This window comes from Lyngbya confervoides BDU141951, from assembly GCF_000817775.3.
GTDB lineage: Bacteria > Cyanobacteriota > Cyanobacteriia > Thermosynechococcales > Thermosynechococcaceae > Lyngbya > Lyngbya confervoides.
In genome coordinates this window covers 18634-40423 of sequence record NZ_JTHE03000058.1, presented here as the reverse complement: position 1 = coordinate 40423, position 21790 = coordinate 18634, and the positions used below count along the sequence as shown (strand labels likewise).

Here is a 21790-nt window from a genome sequence, read left to right as displayed (position 1 = left end):
TCGCAAATTCGAATGAATTCCAGGGCTGATTCCACCATACCCTCGGGAGTATCTCCATAGGTAAAGAGCATGCGCTCCGCCAGGGACCCATGGTTGACCCCAATACGCATGGATTTGTTTTGATCCCGCAGTGAAAGAACTAAGGGCTCTAGGGTGGAGCGAATTTGTGCCCCAATTTCCTCAAACTCGCTTTGGCTGTATTCGGTGCGATCGCTTTGGGCCTTCTCAAATACATACAGCCCAGGATTAATGCGCACCTTGTCCACATGCTTAGCCACCTCTAGGGCAATCTTCATGCCGTTGTGATGCACATCGGCTACCAACGGGACCGCCTGATAGGTCTGGGCGAGTTTGGCTTTGATTTGGGCGAGGGCCTTGGCATGGGCCATGCTGGGCACGGTAACGCGCACAATTTCGCAGCCGATTTCGTGAAGGCGGCGGATAGCGGCCACTGAACCGTCAATATCCAGGGTATCTTCGTTGATCATCGACTGAACCACCACCGGGTGGCCGCCACCGATGGTGATACTGCCTACGGGGACTGGACGAGTTTTCCGCCGAGGCAGGCTGGTTTCAGTGTGAGTCAGTGGATTCGGAAGACCTGTCGTTCCGGGGTTTGAGATCGTCTGCATAGTCAGTAAGGTCAGGGTTTGACGGTATCCAAAATCATACTGCATTATCCTGATGGGATCTGGGCGGGATCTGCGATCCACCCAGGCCAGGGGATCGGCGCAACGCTGGGCTACTCCTGGCTAACAATGCCGGACCACTGCACTTTTTTTAGGCCATCTCGCCGGTAGGAGAAAAATTGGTGGGGGGCTTGGTAGGTGCAGTGGGGGGCAATGGAAATCTGCCCTGCATCCAGGCCTAATAACTCTAGCTGCAGGGCATTGACCCGGCGCACATCTAGCTTGACCCGTCCTGGCTGATCATCGACGCCTAGGGGAGAGTTTTCCATGGCCAGCAGTGCGGCAGTGAGCGAGGCTGTCCTGGATGCGGCAGGCCCGGCGACCCAGTCTTGAATAGAGCGCGCTACCGTTTCGGCCACCTCCTGGGTGACCTGATAGACTCGGCCCTCAATCGCCGGTCCCATGGCCACAAGCAAATGTTCCAGCTGACTTCCCTGGTCCAGCAGACGAGCGATCGCCTCTGGGACAATGCGGGCTGCGGTTCCGCGCCAACCGGCATGTACGGCGGCCACCCGGCCCGTTCGGGCATCGGCAATCAGGACAGGCGTGCAGTCCGCGGAGCAAACCCAGAGGGACTGATGCTGAGCATCGCTGTAGACCCCATCGGCATCGGGGTAGGAAAAATCCTCAGGAACCCGCTGGGCTTTGACCTGGCTGGCACTGAGCACCGTATTACCATGCACCTGCTTAACCCGCAGCACCTCGGCGGTGGGGTGGACCTTCTCCACCAGTTCATGGGGGGTCTGGGGCCAGGCCTGGCGTGTAAAAAATCCATGGGGCCAGCGATCTAGCAGATCACAGGTGAGAAACTGGGTGCCGTTGCGAGTTCGCCATTGCCATTGATGCATTGCGCCTTGAGACCGTCCCGGAAAGAGTATGATTTCCCATACTCTAGCTTGCTTCGCCTGCGGGGAGAGGGAAACATGGGAAAAGAAATCCAGGGGACGGGGAAACAGGCATGGGCGCAAATTTAGAGTTTGACCGCCAACGCTTCAGCCAGTTGCTGCCAACGGCATCTGCAAGTCGATCGATCTATTGCTATCCCACGGTGGATTCCACCAATCGTATCCTCTGGGATCACCTACAAGCGGGCGCCGCGACCGGAACAGTGGTCCTGGCGCAGCAGCAAACAGCAGGACGGGGGCAGTGGGGACGCCCCTGGGTGTCTGCCCCAGGCGGACTCTACTGTTCCTTGGCGATCGCACCTCAGCTGCCAGTGGCCAAGGGGGGACGCATCACCCTGGCCAGCGCCTGGGGGGTTGCGCGCCAGTTGAGGAGCCTGGGGGTTCCGGTGGCGCTGAAATGGCCCAACGATCTTTACCTGCACAGCCGCAAACTGGGCGGAATTTTGACCGAAACTGCAGTTCGGCGAGGAGTGATTCACCAAGCCGTCATTGGAATCGGAGTCAACTGGACCAACCCGGTGCCCCCCAACGCCATCGCCTTGGGAACGGTGAGCAGGGCGGTGGGGGGATTGGAACACCTAGCGGCGCTGGTGATTCTGGGCCTGGAAGAGGGCTGTGACGCGATCGCCTCTCCCCAAGGGTGGTCGGAGGTCTTGCAGGACTACCCACGCTGGCTGGGAACGCCCCTCTCTCCCGAGATAGATTTAGATCAATTGTGAGTCCGCAGACCGCGACTTGATCCCCTGGATTGGGCACTGTATTGAAAGTGACTCGATGCTGTCCCTGGTTATCTGCTATGTTGCTAAAAATGTGGGTTTGCTCCGAGATCGGCTGGCCTACCGTGTGAGCCTAGGATGTGTCGTTAAAAAGCTTAGCCGTGAATGCCAAACGGCTGAAACTCAATTGCTGAACTAGTGTTTGCGGGGAATTTTTTCGGATGCAACCAAATTGCAAAACTGTGCCTCTTCAAATGAAACGTTGGGTGGCCCTTGGCCTGTTAACCAATCTGGGGGTTTCCATGGGCCTGATGTCCTGGAGGCCCCTTCCGGCCCTGGGTGAAGAGCAACCGGGGGAGTCCTCTGCCCACCTGCTGATTGAATCAAGGGAGGCCCCCCCCCTGCCCACGGCGTCTGTCTTTGAGCCCATCATTGAGCAGTCCAACTGGGATGAAAAGTTTTTGTCAGCCGAGCCGGACCCTGGGCCAGAAGCCGAGACGCCTGCCGTAACCGACGAGTATGGGCCAGACCCTGCGCCGGTCTATGAAGGGCCAGCCTACACAGAGCCAGCCTACACAGAGCCAGCAGCCCTACCCGCTGCGCCCCCTCCATTAGACTCCAGGGTGGAACCGTCCGTGGCTCCTGCCCTGAACCTGCCCCGAGGCTGCGCAGCCCAGCTTGACCCGACGGCGACCTCCTCGGTCTGTGCGGCGCCACCTGCGGTGGCTGACCTGGCGCCAGCTTCGGCCCCATCGCCCAGCCAGAGCGCCCAGGAGAAGCCTCCGGTCCCAGTATCACCGGCGCGGATGACGACGCCTCCGGCACGCCGTTTAGCCGCGCCAGTGGCTGCCTCGACGCCTCCGGCGCGGCAAGTGAGCCTTGCCCCGCCAAGGGAAGTGGGATCTGTGGGGACCTCGAATCACAGATACGTGCCGTCTCCTCCGGTCCTGCTAGCTGATCGGGGAGGCAATCCCGCTGGCACCACGGTACCGGGAACTGTGTCCTTGCCAATCTCTGCTCCCTCTCCAGGGCTAACCAGCTGGAAACTGCAGAACTATAAGCTTAAGCCCCTCACTGGCAGCAACCCCTTGCAGTGGATTTTAAATGGGAAATCCATGCTCTTTCCCCTTCCGATGCCGGTCGTGGTCAGTTCTGCCTTTGGGTGGCGTCTACACCCTATTCAGCAACATTGGCATCTGCACTCTGGCATTGATTTAGCTGCGCCCCAGGGCACTCCAGTGATTGCGGCCTTTGATGGCACCGTGGCCATCGCCGATTACCTGGGCGGCTATGGCCTCTCAGTGCTCCTAGACCATGATCAGGGACAGCGTCAAACTCGCTATGCTCACCTTTCGGAGCTGTTGGTGAAGCCAGGTCAGCGGGTGAAGCGTGGTGATGTCCTGGGGACGGTGGGCAGCACCGGCAATTCCACCGGGCCGCATTTGCACTTTGAACTGTTGCAGCGCACCGCGGACGGGATGCAGGTGGTCGACCCTACAGCGGATCTTCAGATCGCGCTCACCAATCTCATTCAAAGCATGCAGCAAGCGGCGATCGCCACACTGCCCCCCGCGTTTCCTGTCCCAGCATCGGCTTCTGCATCCTCTGCGGCGGCGTCCTCTGCGGCAGCATCCTCTCCAGGGACATCCTCCCAGAGGGGACGATCTCCGTCGGTTGCACTGCCCAAGATCCCGACGATGACGGCATTGCGCCCGAGTCCAATGGAGCATCTCGATGTGCGGATGGAACCTTAACGGGTGAGGTCCACCGGCAGCAGGCTTGGTTCTAGAACTGCCTAGGGGTGGATTCTGGCGAAGCGTCCACCGATTGCGATACCCAGTAAAGGGGCTACAGAGGGGGGCCGCCCAGGGCTAACCCTCTGTAGCGGTCATCCCAATCCCTGATTTATCTTGTTTGGATAAGGGTATTAGCGATAGGCAGCCATGCGACAGCGAAAACGTTCGATTAACTCCCTTGCGATCGCCATCTTCGTAGGGATGCTGATTATTTTCGGGGCCACCCGAAATTTTTTGACGCCCACCTATCGGCCCTCCTCGCCCGCCATTGAACAACTGGCCATGGCCACCACTATGACCCCAAAAGCTCAACAGCTTTTCTACGGGCAAGATCCTAAAATTGAACCCAAAGCGCAATTTCATCAGCTTTGCCGGAGGTCGGGCCGAGCGGCTGAGGCCAGGATTATTTTGGGGTGCTATACCAACGATGGCTATCGAGGACAGATTGTGATCCAGTCCGTAACCGACCCACGTCTGCAAGGCACGATGGAAGTGGTGGCCGCCCATGAAATGCTCCATGCGGCCTATCAAAATCTCAGTCTCTTTGAGCGCGATCGCCTAGCGCCCAAACTGAAGCAGGCGGCTAGGCGGGTGCAGGACCCTCTCCTGGCAGGGATCTTAGCAGACTACGCGAAGGGTGACCCCGCCATCTATCTCAACGAATTGCATTCCCATTTGGGCAGTGAACTCGGGAATCTGGATAATCCTGACCTTGAACGGCACTACCAACAATATTTTCGCGATCGCCAGCGTGTGGTAGCCTTTGCCCGACAATCCAGCCAAACTCTCTCCCAACTGGATACAGAGGCCGATCTTCTGGTTCAGGAAATTGATCGCCTAGAAGCCGACCTCAAAGCCACAAAAGCTGACCTTCAGCGATCGGCAGAGGCCTTAGATGCCAGTCAGGATCGCCTGAATACCCTTAAAGCCGATTTGAATCGGCTGAAAAGCGAAACCGAACTCGCCCTGGCCCAAGGGGACCCCAGCTTAATCTCTCAATTTGAACAGGCGAGGGTAAACCTCAATGAAGCGGTTGTTCGGCACAATGACAATGTGCGCAGCCACCAGGCCCAGGTGGCGGCCTTTAATCAGGAGGTTGACACCTATCAGAATAAAGTGGCCGCCTATAATCAACTCGCTCGGGAAAGGCGATCCATCTTACAACCGCTCCAGGCGGATCAGCCCGAGGAATCGGCAAACCCCAGCGAACCTTGAGGATAATCCCTTACGCTTTTCTGGAATTTAGGGAACTGGAATTTAGGGAACTGGAAGACTATCCACCAGATCGGCAATGATGTCTCGGGCGGCATGTCCCCGCGCCGGAATCATCCGGTGCGCCAGGACGTAGGGGGCCAGAAACTTGACATCGTCTGGCAACGCATAGTCTCGCCCACAGAGCAGCGCAATGGCTTGGGTGGTGCGCTGGAGGGTCACCACCCCCCGTGGGCTGATGCCCAGCTTCACCCCAGCATGGTCACGGGTAGCCCGGGCCAGATTCAGCATATATTTCTGCACCGGTGGGGCCACACGCACCTGCTGCGTGGCCTGCTGAAGCGATCGCACATCCTGAAGTGAAATACAGGGGTCCAGCTGACTTAAATCTCGCTTGTCCTGGGCTCGTTGCAGCATCTGCAATTCCTGCTCAGCAGTGGGGTAGCCCAGGCTCAGAGCCACAGCAAACCGATCGAGCTGCGCTTCGGGGAGCACAAAGGTTCCCTGATACTCAATGGGGTTTTGGGTGGCAATGACGAAAAACGGCTGGGGAACAGGATGGGTAACCCGATCGAGGGTGACCTGGAATTCCTCCATCACCTCCAAGAGGGCGGACTGGGTTCGCGGGGTTGAGCGATTAATCTCATCCGCTAGGAGCACATTGGCAAAGATGGGACCTGGCACAAACTCAAACTGGGCCTCCTGGGGATTCCAGATGTTCGTTCCCGTTAGATCGCCTGGCATGAGATCGGGCGTGCATTGAACCCGATGAAACCGGCCCTGGACAGAGCGAGCCAGAGATTTCGCCAGCAGGGTTTTTCCCACGCCGGGAACATCTTCCAAGAGCGCATGGCCCCCAGACAAAAGCGCTGCCAAAACCAAGCGGACTGCCTCTTCTTTACCGACGATCGCCTGGTTCATATTCTCCAGGAGTCGGACCAGGGGAGCGCTCAGGGACGTTTCTTGTAATAGCATCCGATTTCACACTGAGGTTAGTTGGGCACGGGCCGTGTCGCAATCTCGCTGAATTTGAGCCTGGAGTTCCGCCAGGGAGGAAAACTTCTGCTCCGGACGCAAAAACTGCTGGAGAGACACAGTTAGAGTTTGCCCATAAAGATCCCCGGACCAATCGAGCAGGTGAACTTCAATGGAGTGATGTTGGCCGTTCACCGTGGGGCGATCGCCTAAATTCATCACCCCCCCATACCGCTGCGGATCTTGACCCAGCTGCACCGAGACCCGGTAGACCCCGTATCGGGGTAAAAATTTGTTCCCTGGCACCTCGACATTGGCCGTGGGAAACCCCAGGGTTCGCCCCAGGGCCTCGCCATGCACAACGGTGCCGGTGAGGGCATAGGATCGCCCCAAGAGTTGGTTAGCACGCGTCAGATCTCCAGTTTCCAGGGCCGTGCGAATTAAAGAGCTACTCACGGGCTCACCAGCGAGCCGATGGGGATCTGCCACATGGACCTGTATTCCAAAGCGTTGCCCCAATTCCACCAACAGGTCTGGATTTCCACTGCGATCGCGACCAAAGTGGAAATTAAAGCCAACGCTCAGCTGCTGCACCCGCAACCGGGTGATCAAGATATCGCGCACAAAGGCTTCCGGGGTCAACGAGGCAATGCGTTGATTAAAGGGCAGCAACACCAGTTGAGCTACCCCGAGGGCCTGCAGCAGCGTCGCTTTTTCCTGCACGGGCGTGAGCAGCTGCCGCATCTGCCCAGAAAAATATTCGTGGGGGTGGGGGTCAAACGCCACAACAGTGGGATAGATATTCTCCGCACTGGCCGACTGAATGGCCTGGATAACCCGTTGATGCCCTAGATGGAGACCATCAAAATTCCCTAGGGCAGCAGCCGTTGGCTGTAAAACTTGGTTCAATGATGAAGTGACCCACACGCTTCACATTTTTACACAATTTGCCCACTGTCGCATGGTCAATCTCCCGAACAGATTGGTGGGAAGGGGAGCAGTGATTTAAGCTGAAGTGAATTTCCAATGTTCACCTCTTCAAGTTTGCGGGCGTTATGGTCATCTTGCGTCGAACTCTTACCTTGCTACTCGTCGGTGTCTTGATCCTCGCCCTAGGCGGATGCAGCCTCAAGCAGTCGGAGGGAAAAATTCCCACGCGGGTGATTAGCACCCTAAGCGACCCAAAAACGTTTAATACGGTCACCAGTCAGGAAGTTAACCCCGTGTTTGGCTTTGTGGAGGAAGGACTAATTACCTCCGATGGGGACGGCAATATTCAGCCAGCCCTGGCTGAATCCTGGGAATTTGCGGATGAGGGCAAGCGGATTACCTTTACCCTGCGCGAAGGCTTGCGGTGGTCCGATGGTCATCCCTTGACCGTCGATGACGTTCTGTTTACCTATAACGATATCTATCTGAATGAAGCCATTCCGGCTGACTTTCGGGATCTGCTGCGCATTGGACCGGAGGGCAAACTCCCCACCGTCAAAAAGATCGATGAGCGCCGGGTAGAATTTAGTATTCCTGAACCCTTTGCCCCCTTTTTACGCTATACCGGCATTGGACTGATGCCGAAGCACAAGCTTGAAAAAGCAGTAAAAACCAAGGATGGGAAGGGTAATCCGGAGTTTTTGTCCCTGTGGGGGGTGGGGACCGATCCCCGCGAGATTGTCGTTCCTGGCCCCTTTCAACTGGATCGCTATCTGACGGGGGAGCGCGTCATCTTGAAAAAAAATCCCTACTATTGGCGCAAAGATGATCAGGGGCGATCCCAACCCTATATTGACCGGATTGCCATTCAAATTGTGGAAAATCAGGACACTGGCCTACTCCAGTTTCGCACCGGGGGCCTCGATTCTACCGCGGTGGCCCCGAGCTACTATTCCCTGCTCAAGCGCGAAGAGGAAGAACGCAACTTCAAAATTTATAACGGTGGGCTTGCCCTCAGTTCCTCCTTCATCTCCTTTAATCTCAATACGGGCATTCGCAACGGCAAACCGCTGGTGGACCCCGTTAAGGCCGCCTGGTTTAACAATCCGGAGTTTCGCAAAGCGATCGCCTACGGCATTGATCGCAAGAAGATGCTGGTAAATATTTACCAGGGGCTAGGAGAACCGCAGTATTCCTATATTCCCGTTCAAAGCCCTTACTATTTGTCCCCAGAAGATGGCTTACCAACCTACGATTACGATCTCGATCGGGCGAAATCCCTGTTGCAGCAGGCGGGTTTTACCTACAATGGGCAAAATCAGCTCCAGGATGGCAGCGGCAACCAGGTGCGATTTACCCTGTATACCAATGCCGGAAACCAAATCCGGGAGGCCATGGGGGCGCAGATTAAGCAGGATTTGGCAAAATTAGGGATTCAGGTAGACTTTGCCCCCATTGCCTTCAATACGCTCGTGCAAAAGCTCTCTGAAACTCTGGAGTGGGATGCCTACCTGCTCGGGTTTAGCGGGGGAGGCGTGGAACCCCACAGCAGTGCTAACGTGATTCTTTCGGATGGGGGACTGCATACCTTTAACCAGAAGCCGCGTCCCGGTCAGGCTCCCTTAGAAAACCGTGAAGTGCGCGATTGGGAGCGGGAAATTGATCGGATCTGGATTGAGGCCTCTCAGGAAATTGACGAGGCCAAGCGGCGGGATCTCTATGGCCAGGTCCAAACCATCTTGCAAGAGCAGCTTCCCTTTATCTTTATGATTAATCCACTGGTGTTTGAGGCGATTCGCAATCGAGTTCAAGGGGTGGAATTTACGGCCCTCGGCGGATCCACCTGGAATATCTATGAACAGTCCCTGGTGGAGTAGCCCATGAATCCTAGGCGATCGCTGGGGTGGACAGGATGCCTGGCCTTGTTTCTGCTGGGCGGACTCTGGGGCTGTCGGTCCTGGCTGAACACCACCCGACCCCCAGGATCACAGCTGGTGCTAGCTACCCTCAGCGATCCCAAAACCTTTAACTATGCCCTGAATCAAGAGTTTCCCAACGTTTTCCTGTTCACCTACGCAGGCCTTACGGGTCAAAATGGAGCCACCGGTGAAATTGAGCCTGCTCTGGCTGAATCCTGGCAAATATCTGAGGATCGAACCCGAATCACCTTTGTCCTGCGTCAGGGGTTGAAATGGTCTGATGGAACCCCTCTGACCGCAGCAGATGTGGTATTTACCTACGAGTCCATCGTGTTTAACCCGCGCATCCCCACCGACATGGGGGACAGCCTGCGGATTGGGCCACAGCGCCAGTTTCCCACCGTGCGTCAGCTAGACGACCATCGGGTTGAGTTTACAACCTCTGAACCCTTTGCGCCCTTCCTCCGCACCACCGTTGGTCCGCCTGAGGGCGTCGCCATTTTGCCCAAACATCGGCTCTCGAAGGCTGTGAATACCTTGGACCCCAACGGAAATCCTCAATTTATCTCCACCTGGGGCACCGACACCAATCCCCAGGAGATTGTGGGGAACGGCCCCTATGTCATCCAGCACTATGACCCCGGTCAGCGGGTGGTCTTTCGGCGCAATCCTCACTATTGGCGACGAGATGATCAGGGCACTCCGCTTCCCTATATTGATCGAGTCATCTGGCAGATCATGGAGAGCACCGACACTCAGCTACTCAGCTTCCGGGCCCAGGACCTGGATGTGATGGGAGACTCGCGGCCCCTACGTCCGGAATATTACTCCCTCCTCAAGGCCGAAGAAAAGATCCGTAATCATCGCATGCTGGTGGGTGGCCCCTGGTCCGGCACAACTTTTTTGGCCTTTAACCTGAACCAGGGACGCACAGCCCAGGGAAGGCCCCTCGTCGATCCGGTGAAGTCAGCCTGGTTTCAAGATCGTCGCTTTCGCCAAGCGATCGCCCACGGGATTAACCGACCGAAAATGCTCAATAATCTATTTCAGGGGATTGGAGTGGTTCAAAACTCTCCCATTTCGGTGCAAAGTCCCTACTATCGATCCCCCGAGCAGGGCCTGAAGGCCTACGATTACAACCTGGAAACAGCAAAGTCGCTGCTGCAAGCGGCTGGCTTTACCCCTGATGATCAGGGACGATTGCGCGATAGGTCCGGCAATCGGGTCCGGTTTAGCCTCTTAACAAACAGCGGCAACAAGCTGCGCGAAGCAATGGGCGCTCAGGTCAAGCAGGATCTGAGTGAACTTGGCATTCAGGTTGATTTTGCGCCCATTGCCTTTAACGCTCTGGTCAACAAGATTACGGTGACGCGGGACTGGGAAACCCACATCCTGGGATTTTCCGGGGGCCTTGAGCCGCATAACGGTGCCAACCTGTGGACCAGTCAGGGTGGATCTCACCTATTTAATTTGGCGCAGCAGCCGGGTCAACCGCCGCTGGCCGGCTGGGTGGCCACGCCCTGGGAACAGCGGATTGATCAGCTGTTTGTCGCCGGGGCACAAACCTTTGAGGAATCTCAACGCCGTCAGATTTATGGCGAATTTCAAGCCATTGTGCAGGAACAGGTGCCCATGGTGTATCTGGTGAACGAAATGGCCCTGATGGTGGCGCGCGATCGCGTCCAAGGCCTTGAATATTCTGGATTGCCCACCTGGGGCCTTTGGAATATTGCCCAATTGCGCGTCACCGAGGCGCGACCTACGGGAAAACGGCCCTAGATCCAGCAGCGCGGCAAGCGATCTCTAAACCCGCACACGATCTCGTAGGAAATGGTTTGAAGCAGATGCGCCCAGTCCTCCACCCGAATCCCTTGATCTCCATCGCGTCCAATGAGCGTGACCTCATCCCCCACCTGCACCTGCGGCACCTGAGTGACGTCAATCATCAGCTGATCCATGGTGACATTGCCAATTTGAGGGACTCGCTGACCCTGGACCAACACCTGCATCCGGTTGGAGAGCGATCGCGGAACCCCATCGCCATAGCCAATTCCCACCACGGCTAAAAGGGTAGGGCGATCCGTGACAAAGGTGTGCCCATAACTAACCCCCGTAGCCGTGGGCAGCAGCTTGACCTGCTTGATTTTGGCCTTCACCGCCATAACCGGTCGCAGGTGGAGGGCCGGATAGAAGCTGGGATGAGGATAGAGACCGTAGAGAGCCAGGCCAACGCGCACCCAGTCAAAGTGGTAAACCTGCCCCAGCATTACCCCGGCGGAGTTGGCCAGGTGAAAAGACACATGCTGCATCCCGCAAACCTTGAGCTTCTGGGCCAACTCCTGGAAGCGAGCCAGTTGAAGGGCTGTAAATTCAGAGTGGGGGTCATCTGCGGTGGCCAGATGCGAATAGACCCCCACAATCTCCAGATTGGCAAGCCCCTGAACAAATTTGACAAAGGCCTCGCCCTGCTGCCAGATTGGGCCAAGACGTGACATGCCCGTATCAATATTGAGGTGCACCTGCAGAGGACGCGGCATCTGGCGTGAAAAGTTAAGGGCCTGCTCCGGAGAACAAAGGGTGGGCTGCAGTCGCCACTGGGCAATGGCGGTGATTTCCTCAGGGCGGTAGGTGGCTCCCAGGACTAAAATGGGAGCGGTAATGCCAGACTGGCGCAGCTGAATGCCTTCGGGAATGGTGGCCACCGCCAGAGCCGCCACCCCCTGGGACAGGGCCAGTCGCGCCACGGCGATCGCCCCATGGCCATAGGCATCGGCCTTGACCACAGCTATGAGCTTGGTCCCAGGGGCAAGCTTTGCCTGGACCTGCTGGATGTTGTGGAGCAGGGCCGAGCGATCCAGGGCGATCCAGGCCCGTTCTTGGGCCAACGCCTCCAGCTTTTGCTTTCCTTTGGCATCACTCATAATGGGCCAGGTAGGCTGCATGACCCAGGTCCGCAAGTTTCGCCTGTTTGTCTTGCACCTTCTGAGCCAGGGACTGGCGATAGCCCAGGACGGCCTCCAGCAATGCGGGCCGCTGCGCCGCTAAGATTTGGATCGCCAGGAGCCCGGCATTTTGAGCATTGCCAATGGCGACAGTGGCGACGGGAATACCCGCTGGCATTTGCACAATGGAATAGAGCGAATCTAGGCCTTGTAAACTCCGGCTTTTAACGGGCACCCCAATCACGGGCAGCGGCGAGATGGCCGCAACCATACCGGGTAAGTGGGCCGATCCTCCCGCTCCGGCAATGATAACTTTGATCCCCAGTCGGTGGGCCTGCTCGGCAAATTCCACCATTCGGTGGGGGGTGCGATGGGCTGAAATGATTTCCACATGACAGGGCAGATCAAAGGCTTCACACACTTGAATGGCAGCCTCCATGGTGGGCAGATCAGAATCGCTCCCCATGATGATGGCAATCTCAGGGACGACGGTCATAGCACGCTTTTCTCCAATGATGCACTCAGGGATATTTCCCCATCATGCAGGATGAGCATCCCTGAATCAAAGATGTCGTTTTGTTGCGGTATACAAAGGCGACAAACCTAATTGTTTAAAATATTTCTCAAAGCATCTTATTTCTTAAGTAGGGCGACGCTCTTGTTTTGATAGCTTGAATACAAGCTATTGAGCATCTCTTGTCAGCTTTGGCAGGAGATGTTTTGCAAGCATACCCGATGAAGGGGGGTGCTGTTCGCTATTCCTGTCGGACTTCGGAGAAGATATCCATGATTTCGCCGCAAAAATATCGCTTTTCCTGCACCCTGACCTTTGGTGATATCTATGGTCAGGTGATGGTGTGGCTAATTGTGATTTTTGTGAGTCTGGCCGCGGCGATCGCCATGTATCAAAATCCAGTCTATGCCTTTCTCACCGGCGGATTAATCCTGGTTTTATCCCTGCCTTTTCTGCTGTTTGCCTTTGTGACGACCCTTCTCAACAATATTGAGATGATGCCCCTCGATGCCACCGCGCAGCCGGTGTCTTCTGCCACCAATGCCAAGCAGCAGGGTCCAGAACTGGTTCAGCCTGGTTAGGTCCGCTCCCGGTTGAATCTCTATCTCGCCCTGACCTCACGATCGCAGGGGACGGCCCTTGGCGACCGGCGTCTGATTCACCCCCCGGCTGGGGAACGCTAGGGGTAGCTGCTGAAGTTTGTTAACCTAGTCTTAACTAACCTGGACCCCTGCGTTTACCTTTTTGTTGAACCCAGGTCTTTGTTAGAGCGGGCTGTTCTTCAGCCTAACGGCTCTTGTTGTGAGTTGGGCATCCATGGTGCTTTTTTCCCCATTCCGCGTCAGGGTCAGAGATGCGGATCATTTGTTGCGTTTGCTAATTCTCTGGGAATGCCTTCTGGCGGGGGTGTATTTGCTGACCACCCTGACAGGCATGACAGGACCTATCCAGCAGCTTTTTGATTTGGACCGCGAAAAGACCATTCCCGCCCTTTTTTCCGCCTTGCAACTCCTGGGGATTGGGGTGGCCTTTTGGTTTTCCGGCCTCTGGTCCCAAAGTTACCGCGTTTCATATGCTGGTTTTTTGAAGTTTGCGGGATTGGGCTTTGTGTTTTTGGCTCTGGATGAAGCTGCCGCCATTCACGAGCGCATTGGCAAGTACCTCCGTCATTTTGACTGGATTCCCCGCCTGAGCGGTGCCCATGGAGGAGTCTGGATCTGGGTGTATCTCTCACTAGCCCTGGTCATTCTGGTGATCACCCACCGTCGCATCCTGGCCCTTTGGCGAGAGCATCCCAAAATTGTGCTGCTGCTGGCGGCAGGCCTTGGGATTTTCCTGCTGGGGGCCGTGGGAATGGAAATTCTGAGCTATTTGTTCTTCCGCCAGGCCGAACAGTCATGGCTTTACATCCTGCAGGTAGCCCTCGAAGAACTTTTGGAAATGATTGGCGCAAGCGTGGTGCTCTACGCTGTGGGTGTCTTAATGATTCGTCTGCGAAATCCACATTACCGCGCCAGGCAGCCCCTAAGGAACTGATTTCGCCGGGGAGAGCCAGTTCAAGAAGGGCTGGGAAAACTGAGACAGGCTAAGCGGGTGAATAGGGGCCTGGTTGGCCAAGGCGTGATCCTGGGGACGGTTGTACCCCCATGTGGCAAGGAATAAGGCCACATGGTGCAGTTCTGGTGTATCTTGAACCGCCCGCAGCGCAGCCAGACGATCTTCGATGAACCAGATGGGCTGGGGCAACTGAAGTTGCTTCAGGGTGTCCGGCTTGGGTCGCTGACAATCCTTGCCAAAGATGCCCCCGTCCAGGTTGATGCCTTCACGGATCAAGAGCTGCTGGACGAAGCGACTTTCTTTGGTGGTGATAATCACCACCGGCATTGCCTCCGCTAGACACTGCCGCAGACGCGGGACGATGCCGGGATAAAATTCATGGTGATCCAGCCAGCCCTCCAGATCCGACTGAATCCAGCGATCGCGGGTTCGATCCACAGCCTGACCTAACTCAGCGGGATGAAGATGCTCTTGAGCCACCAGCCGGTCTCGCACAGCAGGCCATTGGGCAAAAATTTCGGCATCGGACATCCCTCGCTGTACCGCTCGAAGAACCAGGGGCATCTCCCAGCCTACCTCCACCACGGGCCGAAGGCGATAAAACCGCTGCTCTAAATCCTCTAGAGCAGGGTCCCCCCCCCAGAACTGCTGATAAACGGACCAGGCAGTGGCAAAATACTCCCGCAAGCCGTTACACAGAACTCCATCGAAGTCGAAGGCTAAGGACTGGGGAAGTGACGTCATGGATTTTACCTAAAACTGGGGCGGGAGGATTCGAACCTCCGAATGGCGGAACCAAAATCCGCTGCCTTACCGCTTGGCGACGCCCCAACGCGCCGAATTGCACTCAAGCTTTGCTATCTTAGCAGCTTAAATCCAGGATCTGTCAAGGGGAGCACCTCAAATTTGTCCTGGATGTTGTGCAAATCGATCGAGGGCGAGTTTAGCAGCTCCAATCATACCGGCTCGATTGCCCAGGGCAGCCTGTAAAATCTGCAGATTCTCGCGGCTGCTCCAGAGAACACGCTGTTCGAATTCTTGGCGCAGAGTGGGATAAAATCGCTCAAAACTCGCAGAAACGCCACCGCCTAAAATGATGGCTTCGGGAGAGAAGGCATAGGTGAGGCTGGCTAAACCAATGCCCAGGTTGCGGCCGTAGTCTGCCCAGAATTGCAGAGCCGCTGGGTCTCCGGCATCAGCCCGTTGGGCCAGCACCGCCGGCGAAAATCCGGTCTGGCGCACAATCGCAGTGGCCGAGAAATACTGCTCTAGGGACCCGCGATTGCCGCTATTGCAGGGGGGGCCTTCGGGATTAAAGATTGTCAGGCCTAGGTCGCCTGCGGCCCCTCGCTTACCCACATAGAGCGTTTTATCGAAAATAATGGCTCCGCCAACGCCGGTCCCCAGGGTCAAGAGCAAAAAATCCGAGAAGGGAATTCCTGCCCCTAGCCAGGCCTCACCTAGCCCCGCACAGTTGGCGTCATTGGCCAGGGTGGTTGGATAATGAACGGCCTGCTCCAGTAGATCGGCCAAGGGCACCTCCACCCAGCCTTCCAGATTAATGGCAATGCGAGCCACTCGTGCTGCGGCATCGGCTGGGCCGGGCATCCCCACCCCCAATCCAATGGCCTGATGATGCGGGTCAACCTGGGGAATCGCCGCTGCGATCGCGGTCACCACCGCCTGGGGATAGGCCGGATGCGGAGTGGCGAGGGTCCCGTGGGCCAAGCAGTGGCCATGGCAATCAAAGCGGCCCAGCTTGATGGCGGTGCCCCCAATATCCAGTCCTAAAACTTGAGCCTCGTTCACGCGATGAACTGTATGATTCAAAATTATTCAATCTGCTCTAAAAGCGCCACAGCGTAGGAAACAATGGCGCGCTCTTCTCCCACGGGGCCTAGCTGTTCGTTGGTGGTTGCCTTAATGCCAATCTGGGTCGGATTGAGTTGGAGAACCTCCGCTAGGCGATCGCGCATGGCAGCAATGTGGGGTTTGAGCTTGGGGCGCTCCGCAACCACGACCGAATCAATGTTCCCCACCTGCCACCCCTGGGCGTGAAGGAGATCGTTGACCTGGGCAAGCAGGTCTAAGCTGTTAGCCCCAGCCCACTTGGGGTCACTGGGGGGAAAATAATGACCAATATCGCCCAGGCTCAGAGCCCCGAGCAGCGCATCCATAATTGCATGGGTTAAAACATCGGCATCGCTGTGTCCCAAAAGTCCCAGGCAATGGTCAATCTGAACCCCCCCTAAAATCAGAGGGCGACCTGCAACAAGCTGGTGAAGGTCATAGCCGTTACCGATCCGGATTGCGCTCATGGTCGATTCCAGGTTGTGTAGGGATGCTGTACCAAATAGGAATTGTAGTATCGATTGTCCCCGGAGACTTCCTGGTCAACCCAACTGGGAAGATCAACAGGCTGGGCCGGATCCGATAGCTCCACTTCGGCTAGAATGAGCCCTTGATTCGGGCCTAAAAACTCATCAACTTCCCAAATTAAGCCCGCAAAGGGAATCCGGTAACGGTTTTTTTCAATAATTTGGTCGCGACACCAGTGACGGAGCATCTGCCGCGCATCCTCTCCAGGAATTTCATACTCATATTCCGGGCGGGTGAGATTGACCACGGGCCCCTTCACTGTGAGATATCCCACCTCTCCAACCAGACGAATCCGAACCGTAACGGCTGGAGAACGGGTGAGATAGCCCTGGCGGTAGCGAACTCCTGAGGCTTGGTGCTTCCACGCATCGCCCGCTACTAAAAACTTTCGCTCGATTTCAATACCCATGTGAAGTGGACTGCGACCTAGGCGTCCCTAGGGGGCCGTCTGAGCCTTCAGCAGAGAGCTGACCGTGGCCAACATTTCCTTTCCTTCAAAGGGTTTGGTAATGTAAGCATCGCTGCCCTGGCGCTTGCCCCAGTGCTTATCAAAGTCTTCTCCCTTTGTGGTGCACATAATCACGGGCACCTGGGTAGTGGTGGGATTGTTTTTCACCCAGCGACAAAATTCATACCCATTCATGTTGGGCATGACAATATCCGTAATGACAAGGTCTGGGACGATATTGCTATCGCTCAGCAACTGCTTGGCGATCGCGCCATCTTCCGCCTCCAGCGTTTTCATGCCATGGGACTTAAGCAGTTCAACAATCATGGCTCGAATTGTAGGACTATCGTCAACCACCAACACCGTTGTCATGTCAATTTACCTTAACTGAGGCTATCCTGCTGTTTTAAACACTTTACGCGAAGCACCGACAGAGTTCAGACTTCAAATCTACCCTGACATTAATTATTCTGCCCCAATCCTCTCCCAAATATGAATGGCTTTGACGCATGATTCTCAAAAATATGTTCCGTGGAACTGCGCTAGCTTGCGGGTGCTTGGGAACGGCACTGGGCTGTCCCTGGGCCTATTGTAGCCAACACTTTGGGAAGTGAACCAGGGCAATGGCCATCGCGGGACTTCAAGGGGCAAGACGAAGAAACTTTTTTTTGCCAACCTGCAGGACTTTACCCGTAAGACCGCTTTTGTCAGGGGCGACCCAGTTGGCATCTAGTATTTTCTCTCCATTGAGTCGCACCGCTCCCCCCTGAATCTGACGGCGGGCCTCGCTACTGCTGCTACACAGTCCACTGGCGCTTAACAGGTAAAAGAGTTTGGCTGGAAACTCAATGCTATCTAAGGAAAATTCAGGAATGAGATCGCTGTGACGGGTCTGTCCCTGGGTCACCATCGCCTCCACCGAGGCCTGGGTCTGTTGGGCAGTTTGCGCTCCCCAATATTGGGAGACGATATCGCGGGCTAATAACTTTTGACACTCGCGCGGATTGATCGGGAGGGCATCGAGGTCTTGGTGGGTTAACAGCTCAAAATACTGGGGGAGAATTGCATCGGGGATTTTTTCCAGCTTGGAGTACATCGAAACGGGATCTTCCGTCAGTCCAACGTAATTATTTAAAGACTTGGACATTTTCTGCACACCATCGGTTCCCGGTAAAATCGGCATCAACAGTCCAAACTGTGGGGACTGACCAAAGTGACGTTGTAGATCTCGACCCACGGCAAAGTTAAATTTTTGATCGGTGCCGCCTAGCTCGATGTCTGCTTGCACCGCCACCGAATCGTAGCCCTGCATCAAGGGATAGAGAAACTCATGTAAAAAAATGGGAGTTCCCCGTCCATAGCGATCTGCAAATCCCTCCTTGGCTAACATCTGCCCCACCGTCATGGTGGCGAGAAGATCCAGAATCTCCGAGAGATTAAGCTGGCTAAGCCATTGGGAGTTATAGCGAATTTCTAAGCGACCTGGGGTATCAAAGTCGAGAATGGGACGAATTTGGTCAAGGTAGGTTTGCACGTTGGTTCGAACTTCGGCCTCTGTGAGCTGGCGCCGCACCTCGGCCTTGCCGGTGGGATCGCCAATTCTGGCAGTGAAGTCCCCTATGATCAGCACAGCGGTGTGCCCTTGGTCTTGAAAGGCTCGGAGCTTGCGGATCGGGATGCTATGTCCCAGGTGGACCTCAGACCCAGTGGGGTCAATCCCAAACTTGACCCGCAAGGGACGCTGGGTAGTCGCCAGGGCGATCGCGAGATTTTCCTCAGGACGGTCGCTCTCCGCATTGTGGGGAAAAATCTCGGTGACACCTCGATCAAGGAGGTCCGGCAGAGTGTTCATGGTGGCGTTTCGGCGACGGTAAACGATGGAACAAAATAGAATGGAGACCTGCAAACAAGATTGCAATCCCCGCGCTGGGCCGCAGATCTTCTTCAGCCCTATCTACTGTACTAGACCCCTGGAGCCAATCCAGACCTAACCTAGCCGCCCTCATCTAGGCCGACAAATCCTGGCCCAACCTGCAGGTTGGGCAGAGATCGGCAAGATATAGGTTTTTTCCTCTGGTCCTAGCGTTGGAGAACCTTCTTCGCAAGGGCCCAGTCCCCGGCGACCTAGACGTGGATCCTCAGATCATCTAAGCTATGCTAAATCTAAACGGCTCAGTGATTAAATGATCGAGGAAAACAGCGGCGGTTAATTCTAGGATAGGCTTACCTATAAGAAAGGCTCAAAGAACGTCAAGGATCCGTCTAGATCCAAAGCAAATGTCTTAGACCCTTACCCGTGCGTTGAATGAACTCTGTTGATCGGTAGGCATAGGGAAAATTTGCACAGTGTCCTCAAGAACGCTTCGCCATCAGTCTGAAAAAAGTTATCGCAAGCCGATGGGCTTTTTCTCCGGGGTTTTAAAGGCCACAGGCTCAACCATATTGATCACCTCAATGTTGGGGAGCACAGCGGTGGCCGGAGCCCTGGTGGGGTTGGCCATTAGCTTTCGAGATTTGCCGAATGTTCGCAGCCTGAAGGGGTATATTCCCAGCGAAACCACCTACATCTACGACGTCAATGGCAAAGTTCTGGCTAGCTTTCATGGGGAAGAAAATCGTGAAGTTGTCACCCTCGATCAAGTCTCGCCAGAGATGAAGTTGGCCGTCCTGGCCATGGAGGATAGCAACTTTTACCAGCACAACGGGGTGAACCCGATTGGCATCGCGCGCGCTGCCATCATTAACTTCAGCCAAGGGGAGACCGCTCAGGGCGCTTCCACCCTGACTATGCAGCTCGCCAAAAATCTGTTTCTTTCTCCAAAACAGGTTCTCTCTCGCAAGGTTTCGGAAGCGGTCCTGGCCATGCGCATGGAGAAAATGTTTTCTAAAGATGAAATTTTAGAGATGTACCTCAACCAGGTGTACTGGGGACACAACACCTACGGGGTACAAACCGCAGCCAAAAGCTACTTTAAAAAGTCGGCGGCAGATTTAAATCTTGCAGAGGCCGCGATGATGGCCGGCATTATCCAGGCCCCGGAAGCCTACAGTCCATTTCTGGATTTCCCAGAGGCTAAAACCCGTCAGGGCTTAGTCCTCGATCGAATGGTGCGCCTGGGCTGGGCGAGCGCAGCCGAAGCCGAAGCGGCTAAGCAGGAGCCTCTAACACTGGGAAACATCACCTCTTTTCAGCGCAGTCGATCGCCCTACGTGACTAACACGGTGGTCAAGGAACTAGAAAAGCGATTTGGCCGCGATTCTCTAAACCGCGGCGGGATGCGGGTGCAGTCTACCGTTGACTATCGGATGCAGGAGGCTGCAGAGGAAACGATTCAGTATTGGCACAGTCATTCCCTTCGCTACTACGCCGACCAAATGGCGCTGGTGGCGGTGGACCCCAGAACCCACTACATCAAGGCGATTGTGGGCGGGGTGGATCGCGACAAGAGTGAGTTCAACCGGGCCACCCAAGCGATGCGTCAGCCCGGATCGTCTTTTAAGCCGTTTGTCTATTACACGGCCTTTGCCTCGGGGCGCTACGACCCTAGTACGGTGGTGAACGATAATCCCGTCAGCTTTGATGATGGGAGTGCAGAACGCTATGTGCCCCAAAACTACGATCGCACCTTTGGTGGTTCGATGACCATTCGAACCGCCCTGTCTCAGTCTCGGAATATTCCGCCGATTGTAATTGGTCAAAAAATCGGGCTGGAGAAGGTCATTGACGTCTGCCGGGTTCTGGGGATTGAAAGCCCCATTGCACCGGTCATTTCTCTGCCCCTGGGGTCTGTAGACTTAACCCCCCTAGAAATCACCTCTGCCTATGCCACCTTTGCCAACAATGGCTGGCAGTCGGAAACCACCTCGATTGTGCAGGTTACCGATAGCAGCGGTCATATCTTGCTAGATAATAAGCCCAAGCCGCGGCTTGTTCTAGATCCTTGGGCGGCAGCCTCCCTGAATGTGACCTTAACCAGCGTTGTAGAGGGGGGCACGGGAAAAGCGGCCGATTTTGGACGTCAAGCGGCGGGGAAAACGGGAACGACGTCCTCTGAACGGGACGTGTGGTTTGTGGGCTACGTGCCTCAACTGGCCGCAGCCGTATGGGCCGGAAACGATGACTATACCCGGATGGGAGGTGGAGCTACAGGGGGTGGTCTTGTGGCGCCCGTCTGGCGAGACTTTATGCAGCAGGCGCTTCGAGATGAACCGGTGGAGTATTTCACCTCTCCCTCCAAGTTTTCCCAACCGCGACCCCAGTAATTCCGGCCTATGCCTCGCCAAATGAGCCAGAGCTATCCACTGGCAGATCTGCCGGGAATATCAGCGGACGTGCTGCACCTTCTCTGTGATCGGGGTCTGGTGACCACCCTTGATCTTTTGCATGAAGCATCCTCTCGGTCAGCCCAGCAGCAACTGGCGAGGTCGCTACAGCTACGAGATCAGGAAATTATGAAGCCAGTGGCCATGGCCGATCTGGCAAGGGTGCCGGCCATTGGGACTCGCTACTGCGGCCTCGTCCTACACTGTGGAGTTTATTCCGTCCAACAGTTGGCCCAAGCTCATCCTGGCCAGCTACATCGCCATGTGCTGCGGTTTCAGGTTGCCCTGCTACAGCAAAAGGACCACTGCCCGACCCTGGTCCATGTGATGCAGTGGATTCAGCAGGCGAAGCAATTGCAGCCGATCTGACACCTTGGCCTTGGACAGGCGCGCGTCTAGGACCCATAAGGTCTGCCTATGAGGTTCTTGGGAAATTATCATCACAGACGTAACGCCTTGGGACTGCGGGAATCAGAGTGCTGCGG

General features: G+C 55.8%; 21 protein-coding genes and 1 tRNA gene. 9 read left to right on the top strand and 13 right to left on the bottom strand.

Features of this window, described 5'->3' with window-relative positions:
* Both QQ91_RS10285 and pgeF read right to left on the bottom strand, forming a co-directional pair.
* Positions 1–632 (bottom strand): flavodoxin-dependent (E)-4-hydroxy-3-methylbut-2-enyl-diphosphate synthase (locus QQ91_RS10285; RefSeq protein ID WP_166282122.1); only part of this gene is annotated, 632 nt, incomplete at its 3' end.
* A 110-nt stretch (positions 633–742) separates the two neighbouring features.
* Entirely contained in the window at positions 743–1537 is a 795-nt protein-coding gene (gene pgeF / locus QQ91_RS10280; RefSeq protein ID WP_166282110.1) for a peptidoglycan editing factor PgeF, read from the bottom strand.
* A 110-nt stretch (positions 1538–1647) separates the two neighbouring features.
* Between pgeF and QQ91_RS10275 the strand changes: the two genes are divergently transcribed.
* From QQ91_RS10275 to QQ91_RS10265, 3 genes are all read left to right on the top strand, one after another.
* Positions 1648–2313 (top strand): biotin--[acetyl-CoA-carboxylase] ligase, encoded by a 666-nt coding sequence (locus QQ91_RS10275; protein WP_166282108.1) that lies wholly within the window; start codon positions 1648–1650, stop codon positions 2311–2313.
* A gap of 251 nt (positions 2314–2564) precedes the next feature.
* Positions 2565–4064: a M23 family metallopeptidase gene (locus tag QQ91_RS10270; protein ID WP_166282106.1), complete on the top strand. Its 1500-nt coding sequence runs from the start codon at positions 2565–2567 to the stop codon at positions 4062–4064.
* A 189-nt stretch (positions 4065–4253) separates the two neighbouring features.
* The gene (locus QQ91_RS10265; RefSeq protein ID WP_166282104.1) at positions 4254–5321 is read left to right on the top strand and encodes a hypothetical protein; all 1068 of its coding nucleotides are present in this window, start codon (positions 4254–4256) and stop codon (positions 5319–5321) included.
* Positions 5322–5363: 42 nt separating this feature from the next.
* Here QQ91_RS10265 and QQ91_RS10260 read toward each other — a convergent pair whose 3' ends face one another.
* Both QQ91_RS10260 and QQ91_RS10255 read right to left on the bottom strand, forming a co-directional pair.
* Positions 5364–6272: an AAA family ATPase gene (locus tag QQ91_RS10260; protein ID WP_250833327.1), complete on the bottom strand. Its 909-nt coding sequence runs from the start codon at positions 6270–6272 to the stop codon at positions 5364–5366.
* Positions 6273–6299: 27 nt separating this feature from the next.
* Positions 6300–7220: a bifunctional riboflavin kinase/FAD synthetase gene (locus QQ91_RS10255; RefSeq protein WP_166282100.1), complete on the bottom strand. Its 921-nt coding sequence runs from the start codon at positions 7218–7220 to the stop codon at positions 6300–6302.
* Positions 7221–7348: 128 nt separating this feature from the next.
* Between QQ91_RS10255 and QQ91_RS10250 the strand changes: the two genes are divergently transcribed.
* The gene (locus QQ91_RS10250) at positions 7349–9100 is read left to right on the top strand and encodes an ABC transporter substrate-binding protein (RefSeq protein ID WP_166282098.1); all 1752 of its coding nucleotides are present in this window, start codon (positions 7349–7351) and stop codon (positions 9098–9100) included.
* A 3-nt stretch (positions 9101–9103) separates the two neighbouring features.
* Entirely contained in the window at positions 9104–10921 is a 1818-nt protein-coding gene (locus QQ91_RS10245; protein WP_166282097.1) for an ABC transporter substrate-binding protein, read from the top strand.
* On the opposite strand, the gene alr is transcribed toward QQ91_RS10245, so the two are convergent.
* Together alr and purE are read right to left on the bottom strand one after the other, a co-directional pair.
* Positions 10918–12084 carry an alanine racemase gene (gene alr, locus QQ91_RS10240; protein WP_236096156.1) on the bottom strand — a complete coding sequence of 389 codons (1167 nt, stop codon included), beginning with the start codon at positions 12082–12084 and terminating at the stop codon, positions 10918–10920. The genes QQ91_RS10245 and alr overlap by 4 nt on opposite strands.
* Positions 12056–12580 carry a 5-(carboxyamino)imidazole ribonucleotide mutase gene (gene purE / locus QQ91_RS10235; RefSeq protein WP_166282093.1) on the bottom strand — a complete coding sequence of 175 codons (525 nt, stop codon included), beginning with the start codon at positions 12578–12580 and terminating at the stop codon, positions 12056–12058. The genes alr and purE overlap by 29 nt, the downstream gene beginning before the upstream one ends.
* 290 nt (positions 12581–12870) lie before the next feature.
* Between purE and QQ91_RS10230 the strand changes: the two genes are divergently transcribed.
* Together QQ91_RS10230 and QQ91_RS10225 are read left to right on the top strand one after the other, a co-directional pair.
* Positions 12871–13179, top strand: a complete 309-nt coding sequence (locus QQ91_RS10230; protein ID WP_166282091.1) for a hypothetical protein — start codon at positions 12871–12873, stop codon at positions 13177–13179.
* A gap of 235 nt (positions 13180–13414) precedes the next feature.
* Positions 13415–14134: a DUF8692 domain-containing protein gene (locus QQ91_RS10225; protein ID WP_166282089.1), complete on the top strand. Its 720-nt coding sequence runs from the start codon at positions 13415–13417 to the stop codon at positions 14132–14134.
* Here QQ91_RS10225 and QQ91_RS10220 read toward each other — a convergent pair.
* The 7 genes from QQ91_RS10220 to tyrS all read right to left on the bottom strand — a co-directional run bounded on the left by QQ91_RS10220 (position 14123) and on the right by tyrS (position 18834).
* Positions 14123–14899 (bottom strand): HAD family hydrolase, encoded by a 777-nt coding sequence (locus QQ91_RS10220; RefSeq protein WP_166282087.1) that lies wholly within the window; start codon positions 14897–14899, stop codon positions 14123–14125. The genes QQ91_RS10225 and QQ91_RS10220 overlap by 12 nt on opposite strands.
* Positions 14900–14914: 15 nt before the next feature.
* Positions 14915–14986 (bottom strand) — tRNA-Gln (locus tag QQ91_RS10215).
* A gap of 69 nt (positions 14987–15055) precedes the next feature.
* Positions 15056–15985 carry an ROK family protein gene (locus QQ91_RS10210; RefSeq protein WP_201277418.1) on the bottom strand — a complete coding sequence of 310 codons (930 nt, stop codon included), beginning with the start codon at positions 15983–15985 and terminating at the stop codon, positions 15056–15058.
* A gap of 2 nt (positions 15986–15987) precedes the next feature.
* Positions 15988–16473: a 2-C-methyl-D-erythritol 2,4-cyclodiphosphate synthase gene (gene ispF / locus QQ91_RS10205; protein WP_166282085.1), complete on the bottom strand. Its 486-nt coding sequence runs from the start codon at positions 16471–16473 to the stop codon at positions 15988–15990.
* Positions 16470–16943 carry a CYTH domain-containing protein gene (locus tag QQ91_RS10200; RefSeq protein WP_166282083.1) on the bottom strand — a complete coding sequence of 158 codons (474 nt, stop codon included), beginning with the start codon at positions 16941–16943 and terminating at the stop codon, positions 16470–16472. The genes ispF and QQ91_RS10200 overlap by 4 nt, the downstream gene beginning before the upstream one ends.
* 27 nt (positions 16944–16970) lie before the next feature.
* Positions 16971–17354: a response regulator gene (locus QQ91_RS10195; RefSeq protein WP_166282081.1), complete on the bottom strand. Its 384-nt coding sequence runs from the start codon at positions 17352–17354 to the stop codon at positions 16971–16973.
* A gap of 268 nt (positions 17355–17622) precedes the next feature.
* Positions 17623–18834, bottom strand: a complete 1212-nt coding sequence (gene tyrS, locus QQ91_RS10190; protein WP_166282078.1) for a tyrosine--tRNA ligase — start codon at positions 18832–18834, stop codon at positions 17623–17625.
* A 602-nt stretch (positions 18835–19436) separates the two neighbouring features.
* Here tyrS and QQ91_RS10185 point away from each other — a divergent pair.
* Complete coding sequence (locus tag QQ91_RS10185) at positions 19437–21245, top strand: transglycosylase domain-containing protein (protein ID WP_250833326.1); 1809 nt, start codon at positions 19437–19439, stop codon at positions 21243–21245.
* Positions 21246–21254: 9 nt separating this feature from the next.
* A complete protein-coding gene (locus QQ91_RS10180; RefSeq protein WP_201277417.1) occupies positions 21255–21674 on the top strand; it encodes a DUF4332 domain-containing protein in 420 nt (139 codons plus the stop codon).
* Positions 21675–21790 lie beyond the last annotated feature (116 nt).

Bases quoted from the DNA above. Each gene is read 5' to 3' on its own strand.
- pgeF (WP_166282110.1), bottom strand. From the start codon at position 1,537: ATGCATCAATGGCAATGGCGAACTCGCAACGGCACCCAGTTTCTCACC.
- QQ91_RS10275 (WP_166282108.1), top strand. From the start codon at position 1,648: ATGGGCGCAAATTTAGAGTTTGACCGCCAACGCTTCAGCCAGTTGCTG.
- QQ91_RS10270 (WP_166282106.1), top strand. From the start codon at position 2,565: ATGAAACGTTGGGTGGCCCTTGGCCTGTTAACCAATCTGGGGGTTTCC.
- QQ91_RS10265 (WP_166282104.1), top strand. From the start codon at position 4,254: ATGCGACAGCGAAAACGTTCGATTAACTCCCTTGCGATCGCCATCTTC.
- QQ91_RS10250 (WP_166282098.1), top strand. From the start codon at position 7,349: ATGGTCATCTTGCGTCGAACTCTTACCTTGCTACTCGTCGGTGTCTTG.
- QQ91_RS10245 (WP_166282097.1), top strand. From the start codon at position 9,104: ATGAATCCTAGGCGATCGCTGGGGTGGACAGGATGCCTGGCCTTGTTT.
- alr (WP_236096156.1), bottom strand. From the start codon at position 12,084: ATGCAGCCTACCTGGCCCATTATGAGTGATGCCAAAGGAAAGCAAAAG.
- purE (WP_166282093.1), bottom strand. From the start codon at position 12,580: ATGACCGTCGTCCCTGAGATTGCCATCATCATGGGGAGCGATTCTGAT.
- QQ91_RS10230 (WP_166282091.1), top strand. From the start codon at position 12,871: ATGATTTCGCCGCAAAAATATCGCTTTTCCTGCACCCTGACCTTTGGT.
- QQ91_RS10225 (WP_166282089.1), top strand. From the start codon at position 13,415: ATGGTGCTTTTTTCCCCATTCCGCGTCAGGGTCAGAGATGCGGATCAT.
- QQ91_RS10220 (WP_166282087.1), bottom strand. From the start codon at position 14,899: ATGACGTCACTTCCCCAGTCCTTAGCCTTCGACTTCGATGGAGTTCTG.
- ispF (WP_166282085.1), bottom strand. From the start codon at position 16,473: ATGAGCGCAATCCGGATCGGTAACGGCTATGACCTTCACCAGCTTGTT.
- QQ91_RS10200 (WP_166282083.1), bottom strand. From the start codon at position 16,943: ATGGGTATTGAAATCGAGCGAAAGTTTTTAGTAGCGGGCGATGCGTGG.
- QQ91_RS10195 (WP_166282081.1), bottom strand. From the start codon at position 17,354: ATGACAACGGTGTTGGTGGTTGACGATAGTCCTACAATTCGAGCCATG.
- tyrS (WP_166282078.1), bottom strand. From the start codon at position 18,834: ATGAACACTCTGCCGGACCTCCTTGATCGAGGTGTCACCGAGATTTTT.
- QQ91_RS10185 (WP_250833326.1), top strand. From the start codon at position 19,437: ATGTTGGGGAGCACAGCGGTGGCCGGAGCCCTGGTGGGGTTGGCCATT.
- QQ91_RS10180 (WP_201277417.1), top strand. From the start codon at position 21,255: ATGCCTCGCCAAATGAGCCAGAGCTATCCACTGGCAGATCTGCCGGGA.